This is a genomic window from Xenorhabdus sp. PB61.4 (assembly GCF_963894935.1).
Lineage (GTDB): Bacteria > Pseudomonadota > Gammaproteobacteria > Enterobacterales > Enterobacteriaceae > Xenorhabdus > Xenorhabdus stockiae.
In genome coordinates this window covers 1-7,074 of record NZ_CAWQJR010000054.1, presented here as the reverse complement: position 1 = coordinate 7,074, position 7,074 = coordinate 1, and the positions used below count along the sequence as shown (strand labels likewise).

General features: G+C 51.9%; 5 protein-coding genes and 2 pseudogenes. All 7 read right to left on the bottom strand.

Annotated features, from left to right (window positions below):
* Nucleotides 1-87: 87 nt before the first annotated feature.
* A pseudogene (locus tag AACX68_RS04315) lies at nt 88-822 on the bottom strand (IS982 family transposase); the annotation flags it as partial.
* A 209-nt stretch (nt 823-1,031) separates the two neighbouring features.
* A pseudogene (locus AACX68_RS04310) lies at nt 1,032-2,069 on the bottom strand (IS630 family transposase).
* An 87-nt stretch (nt 2,070-2,156) separates the two neighbouring features.
* Complete coding sequence (locus AACX68_RS04305) at nt 2,157-3,671, bottom strand: conjugal transfer protein TraG N-terminal domain-containing protein (protein WP_228860687.1); 1,515 nt, start codon at nt 3,669-3,671, stop codon at nt 2,157-2,159.
* Complete coding sequence (locus AACX68_RS04300) at nt 3,668-4,006, bottom strand: hypothetical protein (protein WP_228860686.1); 339 nt, start codon at nt 4,004-4,006, stop codon at nt 3,668-3,670. Before AACX68_RS04300 ends, AACX68_RS04305 begins: the two co-directional genes overlap by 4 nt.
* A 5-nt stretch (nt 4,007-4,011) precedes the next feature.
* Nucleotides 4,012-5,445, bottom strand: a complete 1,434-nt coding sequence (locus AACX68_RS04295) for an integrating conjugative element protein (RefSeq protein ID WP_370630333.1) — start codon at nt 5,443-5,445, stop codon at nt 4,012-4,014.
* 17 nt (nt 5,446-5,462) lie between these two features.
* Nucleotides 5,463-6,431, bottom strand: coding sequence for a TIGR03756 family integrating conjugative element protein (locus tag AACX68_RS04290; protein WP_228860684.1), 969 nt, complete (start codon nt 6,429-6,431; stop codon nt 5,463-5,465).
* On the bottom strand, nt 6,428-6,829 hold the full coding sequence (locus AACX68_RS04285) for a TIGR03757 family integrating conjugative element protein (RefSeq protein WP_228860683.1): 402 nt from the start codon (nt 6,827-6,829) through the stop codon (nt 6,428-6,430). Before AACX68_RS04285 ends, AACX68_RS04290 begins: the two co-directional genes overlap by 4 nt.
* Nucleotides 6,830-7,074: the final 245 nt, after the last annotated feature.

Genomic DNA, 7,074 nt, shown 5'->3' with positions numbered 1-7,074 from the left:
CCAGCTCCCGACAGCGGACTTCGGTGGGCCGACCACCATCTCTTCCTGAGCTTATGCTACATACTGCTGCATTCCCTATGCTGCTAGTTTGTATGCCTGCGGCACACTTTCAATAATAAAACGCTTTTTAAGCATCATCTTATCCCACTCATCTAGCGCAAGGGTTTTCATGTTACGGCGTTTTTTTGTGATAAAGGTAATATCCGTTTTGGCTAAATCATCCGCCAATGCTTGACTTAGGTATCCTTTGTCGCCGTAAAGAGAACCTGTTAGATCTTTTGATAATTCGCGAACAGGCTCCCGATCATTCACATTACCTGAGGTCACTTTAAGGGCTAAAATGTCGCCCAGATGGTTAACAATCAGGTGTAATTTGAAACCATAGAACCATCCCATAGAGGTTTTTCCGCGTTGCGCGACTCCCTGGAAGACCTTGTGGCGAGGAATACGGATGTTATGGCAAACGCGCAAACTCGTGGAATCGATAAAAGCAATGCCTGTTGGTTTTCCTTTTAATTGAGTCAGATAACTACATAATGGCACCAAAACTGATGGGGCAATGCTGATAAAACGGGTATAACTGAGCAAGGTGGGGAAGTCGCAGTGGTGATATTGCCAGATATGCTCCAGATAAAAATTTTTAAAATCACGGTAATGCGACCGCTGAAAGAGGATCAAAATTGTCATGATTTCAATGGGATACATGTGTCCTTGCCTGCGGCGCAATCGGTACCTATTCTCGAGACAAAACTGCTCCCACTGGGGGATGAAAAGACGACAAAAATCGTCGACATCGCAGAAAATTTCAACTAATTTGTTCATAGCCTGTTCCTCTCCGGAGTGGTTTTCGGCTTTCACCAAAACTTTGCTCCTGGAACAGGCCTCACGTCAATTTTTTATCCAGAATTCGGGTTAATTAAAACATTAACGTAACATGACTTATTTTAATTATCAGAACCATTATTAATAGAATGAAATAAAGGCAAATATCACATTCAAATTCAATATAAGGGATAGTGGCCTATACGCAATTAACTTGAAGATGCAGGAATTAAAGTCTGGAAATTATCGGTCAGCCGGGTAGCTAATTCCTGTCCTTTTTCGGGTAAGATGACATGAAAAAAATGATGAAGGGTTTTACGGAACGTTTTGGTATCCGGGAAATAGACATTGTTTCGTACCTGCTCATTCGCGTACTTCCATAATCGCTCAATCGGGTTGAGGTTAGGGCTGTAAGGTGGCAGATAATGCAACCTGATATTCAGGACTTCAGCAAAAAATTGTACTATTTCAGCACGGTGGTAACCCGCTCCATCCAGAATAATATGAATTCTTTGTGAAAGCGGATACGTTTCCCGGATGGCACCAAAAAACAGGACGACATTTTTCGCGTTAATCGTCGGATAGTCACGGATCACCGTCGCTTCAATCCGTTGCAAATTGAGGGCGTCCATAATGTTGAGGCGGGTGCGGCTGCCGGTGGTTTCGACCACTTTAACCTGCGTCCTTCCACGCTTCATCCAGCCGTAACTTAATTTTGTAGATTGGGTAGGATGCACAGCATCAATAAACAAAATCGGCTCATTTTGCCCACATTCCGCTTTCAGCGCGTTGTAGCGCTCAATAAACTGTTGCTGTTTATCCATATCGCATTTATGAGGTGTTCCCACCGGCTTCTTGTAGTTGAATCCCTGACGGTGGAGCCATTTTGTCATCCCGGCCACAGAGAAAGTGACCTGCCAGCGTGCCCCGACCCAAGCAACAATTTGGGCTGTCGTGTGCATCAAATTTGCCGTCAGATACGCGACTCACTCTGTTGTTTGCTCGGCAGACAGACGGCTTTTAGAGCCCCCATTTTCAGGGCCGAGTTTTTCCTCAGAGAAATAGTCCTTCAGATGGCGACTCACCGTACTTTCATGAATACGCAAAGCCTGAGCAATCATTTGAGCAGTCCAGCCTTCTGAAGCTAAAAGCACGGCTTTGATACGGTCACGGACGCGCCCATCACGAGTCGTATCGTGCATCAATTCAAGCGCTTCTTTTTGGGCATCTGTCAGGGTAATTTTCATGGCGCGATTTTGATCTGATAGGAATGAAAAATCAAGCATCTTCAATTACGATGGGTATATCCCCTGAATTTTAAACGCTTAATTTGTCTACTTTCCTTTGGACATCATCTTCTGCATCACCATCTGCCCGAACATGCCGGCAGACTGCCTGACCTGCCCCACGCCCTGGCTCATCATACCGGCCACATCGCCCATCCGTATCCCGGCCCACGCTAATGCCCCCAGCCAGACCATCGGCAGCACAATAAACAGCGTCCCCATCACCAAGCCCATGATTAAATCGTCCGAGGTATTCTGAATACCCGCCAGATTAAACAGGCTGTGGGTGTCTGAGCCGTACAGGGCTTCCAGTAAATGGCTGTCCAGCCAGCGCGCCAGTTCCCACCAGAAGGTCAAAAAATTCAATGCGAAAATCACAAATGTCAGCGTAAAGATGGTCTTAAATTCATAGGCCGCAAACAACACAATCAGAGGTATGAGGATATACAACGCCATCAAAATCACCGCCTGCATCATCGGCAGTGCCTGACGTACCGCATCGAACATCGGCATACTGAGTAATCCACCCAATAAAGCCCCTGCGGAAGTGCCGATGCGGTTAGCGCCATCCAACAAGGTGGGATCGGCATTGCCGCCATAGCCTGCGTAGACATAGCCCTCCTGAGAAATCGTCAGGTTCACCGGGCTGACCAGACGGCGGATCACCGCTTCCTGATAAGCCGGCGTGTTTTTACCCAGTATTTTCAGTGTCGCTGACAGGCGCAGCCACAACCCCGGATCGGCCTGTGCCAGTACCCGGTCTTTCAGACCGGTTTGAGCGGTTGACCACCAGACCTGACACGTAGGGTATCCGCCCTGCCCGGTATAAGGCCGCCCATTATCCCGGCTCTCCTGCCACGGAAAATCCGCCCGGGGGAGGCGGGATTGCAGCGTCCGGTAATCCCCGGCTAAAAACGTGCGGCTGCCCAGCCAGCCGGTATCATTCAGGATAATCGGATCGGTGGTGTGTTCCCGATCGCGCAGTTTCCACTGATACAGGGCTAAGGCATAGCAATCGTGGGTAAAATCCTGCAATTCTGCGGCCAGAGCCGGATTACTGATGCGGGTGTGCTGCACGTCAAAGCGCAGTTGCCGCAGATCCGGCCGACAGGGAATGGACGCCACCGCCGCCTGTGTCAGTCCTTTGGATAACCGGTGCACCACCGCCCACCAGAGCGGCACAGCGGCTGTCTGGTTGTTCAGGCTGGACATCACCGGCGCATAGCCACTGCTATCCGGCGCTGTCGGTGTCCAGGTGCCACAGCTTTTGGCACGGGAAGTATCGTACTGAAGGGTGGTCAGGCTGACATTGACCAGCGGCACACAACACACCACCATCACGAAGAACGCGCCGTACAGGGTGTTTTCAATCCGGGCCAGCGACTGTAACCCGGCCTGACCGTCTTCTTCGCCACACTCTCTGACTTTCAGCCAGACTGAAATCACTTTTACCACTAACGGCAGCGTAAACAGTCCGGTAGCAATCAGGATGTGCCACAGGCCATTGTTGATGACCCAGCCGAGTAGTGTCAGAAAATATTCCAGATAGCTGTTGGCTGTCATCGTATCTCCTCAATAGTGCCTGACAAAGCATACTCACCCAGCAGGATAAACAGCAGGCTGGCCACCATCATCCGTATCAACATTGCGCGGTATTCCGGCAGATGTTTCACCCTTTGCCAGATTTTTTGACCTCCCCAGCTCAGTACCGCATACAGGCCTAACCGCCAGATTAACCAGACTCCCCCGGTTTCGGTCACCCAGTGGTGAATGCGGTTAAGTTTTTCTGCCTGATGCAGCCCGACCCAGCCTGTCGCCAAAGTGATACCCATCACCAACACGATGAACATTGATAACACTGCACCTTTTCTGAATATTGAATGTTTCTCTGTCATCATCCGCCTTACCTGCGCTCACGGCTCGGGGTTTCCAACTGGTAAAAACGCGCATCGGTGCTGTCCGGCACCTGTTTTTGCGGATGCATGTTGATGCGCTGGGTATCCCGCTCAATAATGGTCAGGATGGCATTACGGGACAGGGCCTGTTTCAGCTGCATTTCATTCTTCAGCGCATCAATTTCCCGGTCCAGCGCGGCAATCCGGCGTTCCCCTTCAGCCAGCGCTTCTGACTGTGCTGCCGCATTGGGTTCGGACATGCCGGTGATAAGCATCCGCCGCATCAGTAACGCGGTTTCCACGGTTTCCGCCATCGCCAGCTCCCCCGCTAAACGGCCCGTCAGGGCAGCCCGGTCCGGGTCGCGTTGCAACGCCTGAATGACACCTTGGGTTACCGTCAGGCTGCCGGTTTTCAGTTTCGCCAGATTAGTCACCGTCGGTTTTTCCGTGCCGCTGACCAGCTTGACCAGCTGCTCTGTATTTGTTTGGGTATGCGCTTCCAGCATCGGAGCAAAGCCCGTACCCGCCACGGTGGTGCCCGGTTGGTGTTTCTCGCCGCCACTGGTGCAGTCTGCCGCCTGAGCACAGGTACGGATGACCCGGTCGCCCAGCACGCTGACCACGGCTTCGGCCGCCTCTCGGGCATTGCTGAATTTACGGCAGGCACTGCCTTCACACTTCAGACTACTGACCGATGACTGGCTCAGCACCGGCAACTGATTCATCATATTAAAACCGGCACTGGCTAAATCCCGGGTCGGACGAATGGCACTCTGTCCCTTTCCGCCCTGCCGCTGGCCGCCAATCCACGGATGCCCGCCAGCACCGGTGGCTTTGCTGCCCGCGTTATTGACACGCACCGCATCCCCATCTCCACCGTTAACCAGACTTTTGTACTCCTGCAAAGCAGCCGACTGCGTCCATTTGGTATTCTGCGCAAAATCCATCATTTTATTGGCCATCGCCTGACAGTTGAACTGGGCTTTGTCGAACGCCACATTGGCCTGTAACACCCCGTTAGTCAGCATGTCATACAGTCCCGGATTGGCCCGCTGGATAATCATCGCCGGCAGACTGGCCACCGCACCGGTGGCACCCTGAATGACATCACTCATCAGGTTCTTGAACCCGGCTGTAATCCCGTTCAACTGATTACTGACCGTGGCTTTCAGGTCAAAATTGCCGCACATCAAATCCGAACGCCAGCCCAGCTCTAATCCACCGAGGGTGGTGGAGCCACTGCGACTGGCCGGTTCAGATATCACCGAACCACCCCCCAGGGTATAGAACAGCGTATCAGACACTGCACCGCTGGCGTCTGCCCCATAACCCAGTGCGCTCCGGTTCACCTGCGGTAATGTCAGGGATAATCCTGTGGCGTTAGCTTGCGCAGACGCGATGACCAGTCCACCGACTATCAGCCATAACATGTTTATTTTCATCATGATTTATCCCTTGTTCAGATATCCGTACTGCTGAGAAAACGCTGTCCGCGCCGCTGGCAACAACTGTAAGGCTGCCACAGGGCATAGGCCTGATTGCCATTGCGAGCCGCCGTATGTTCCCCATCCGGAAACACCGCACAGGACTGACTTAACTGCGGTGATAACCGCTGCCACTGGTGATTTTTGCTACCGGTGTTTTCGGTGACCGGTTCGGGAGGCCAGTAACCCGCAGTACGGGTGCCTTTTAATGTCTGATAAACATGGGGTTGCCCGACACGGGTAATGATATCTGCGACCCGTTGCGCCACCACAGCCGAGGCCTTGTCATCATCCGTCTGATTAATAAACCCTGAGCGCGGATAAATATTGCCCCACATAGTGCCGGCCATCTGGCTGCCCAGCTCCCGCTGACCGGGTATCAGGGCTTCCGGGTAGAACGATTCCGGCAGGCCCGAGCGCCACGCCACCGAATCCAGTGTGCTGAGAAAATAAGGCACCAACGGGGTGGCGGCACTGCGGCACGAATAACCAGGGATTTGTCCGCCTATCAGATTGGTCGCCGGGTGTCCGATGGCATCAGTATATTTGAAACGCAGACTGGTACGCCGTTGCCCGGCAATCTGAACATTGTGGTTACCTCCACCGGCATTCAGGTGAGATAACGCCCCGGTTACGGTATTTTCCACGCCACCGGAGAGTTGACTGATCTGCGCCATTTCAGACCACGGATTACCCCCAGAGGCGTGATAGGTAGACACCACCACTTCGGGAAGATAATGAGTCACCTTCACCGAGGTTTTCACGGTACAACCGTGCAGGCCACAGAGCAGCCAGTAACAGAGGCCACTGACCCGCCACTGAATGCAGGAGGGCGAGAGACTGCCGGCAACAATCTGAGCCGTATTGATGGAAGCCTGTGTCACCGGGGAAAATGCCGCTATCAGGGTGATGAGTGCAGGAAACGTCACACGTTGAAGACTCATGGCTGATGTTGCTCCCTGAGTGCGAGGGCTTTTGCCACATCCGCCGTGCCATACACCACCACCCTATCATCAAAGACCACGGCCGGATACTTCTGCACGCCGGATTGCCAGGCCTGCACCACAGCACGGTAAGCCTTGATCAGTTGTTGTTCCTGCTGACGCCATTGGGGGGATTGCAGTATTGCCTGTGCCTGAACAGCGGCTTGCTGCGGATCGGAGGAAAGCTGAGCAATGAATGGCTTTTGCTGTTGTTCAGCCGCATCCAGCCAGACGACCTGTGTCTCAGGGGAAAGGTGAGTGGGCATATGTTGACGGTCGGTATATACCACCGTTTTGGCCTGACTCACTGATGCTGCCATCCATCCCAGCCAGAATATTAATGTATAACGCTTTCTCATTCCCAACCTCCCGTCGCTGAACACAGACGGGAAGCGTGCGGAAAAAAAACAGAAAAATCAGCAAACAATTCTTTTTTGTAAAATAGGAAAAAAGCGTTGTGATGTGACCTAACTGTGAAAACTGGACTGTAGCCTCAACAGATTAACCATCATAATTTGTTTTATATAGAAAAATGAACATAATTTACGATAGATAGACATATGGTGGATTCAACTTTCCAATGCAATTACATTGAGTAAAATGA

Coding starts and splice junctions, on each gene's coding strand:
- AACX68_RS04285 (WP_228860683.1), bottom strand. CDS start 6,829: ATGAGAAAGCGTTATACATTAATATTCTGGCTGGGATGGATGGCAGCA.
- AACX68_RS04305 (WP_228860687.1), bottom strand. CDS start 3,671: ATGACAGCCAACAGCTATCTGGAATATTTTCTGACACTACTCGGCTGG.
- AACX68_RS04290 (WP_228860684.1), bottom strand. CDS start 6,431: ATGAGTCTTCAACGTGTGACGTTTCCTGCACTCATCACCCTGATAGCG.
- AACX68_RS04300 (WP_228860686.1), bottom strand. CDS start 4,006: ATGATGACAGAGAAACATTCAATATTCAGAAAAGGTGCAGTGTTATCA.
- AACX68_RS04295 (WP_370630333.1), bottom strand. CDS start 5,445: ATGAAAATAAACATGTTATGGCTGATAGTCGGTGGACTGGTCATCGCG.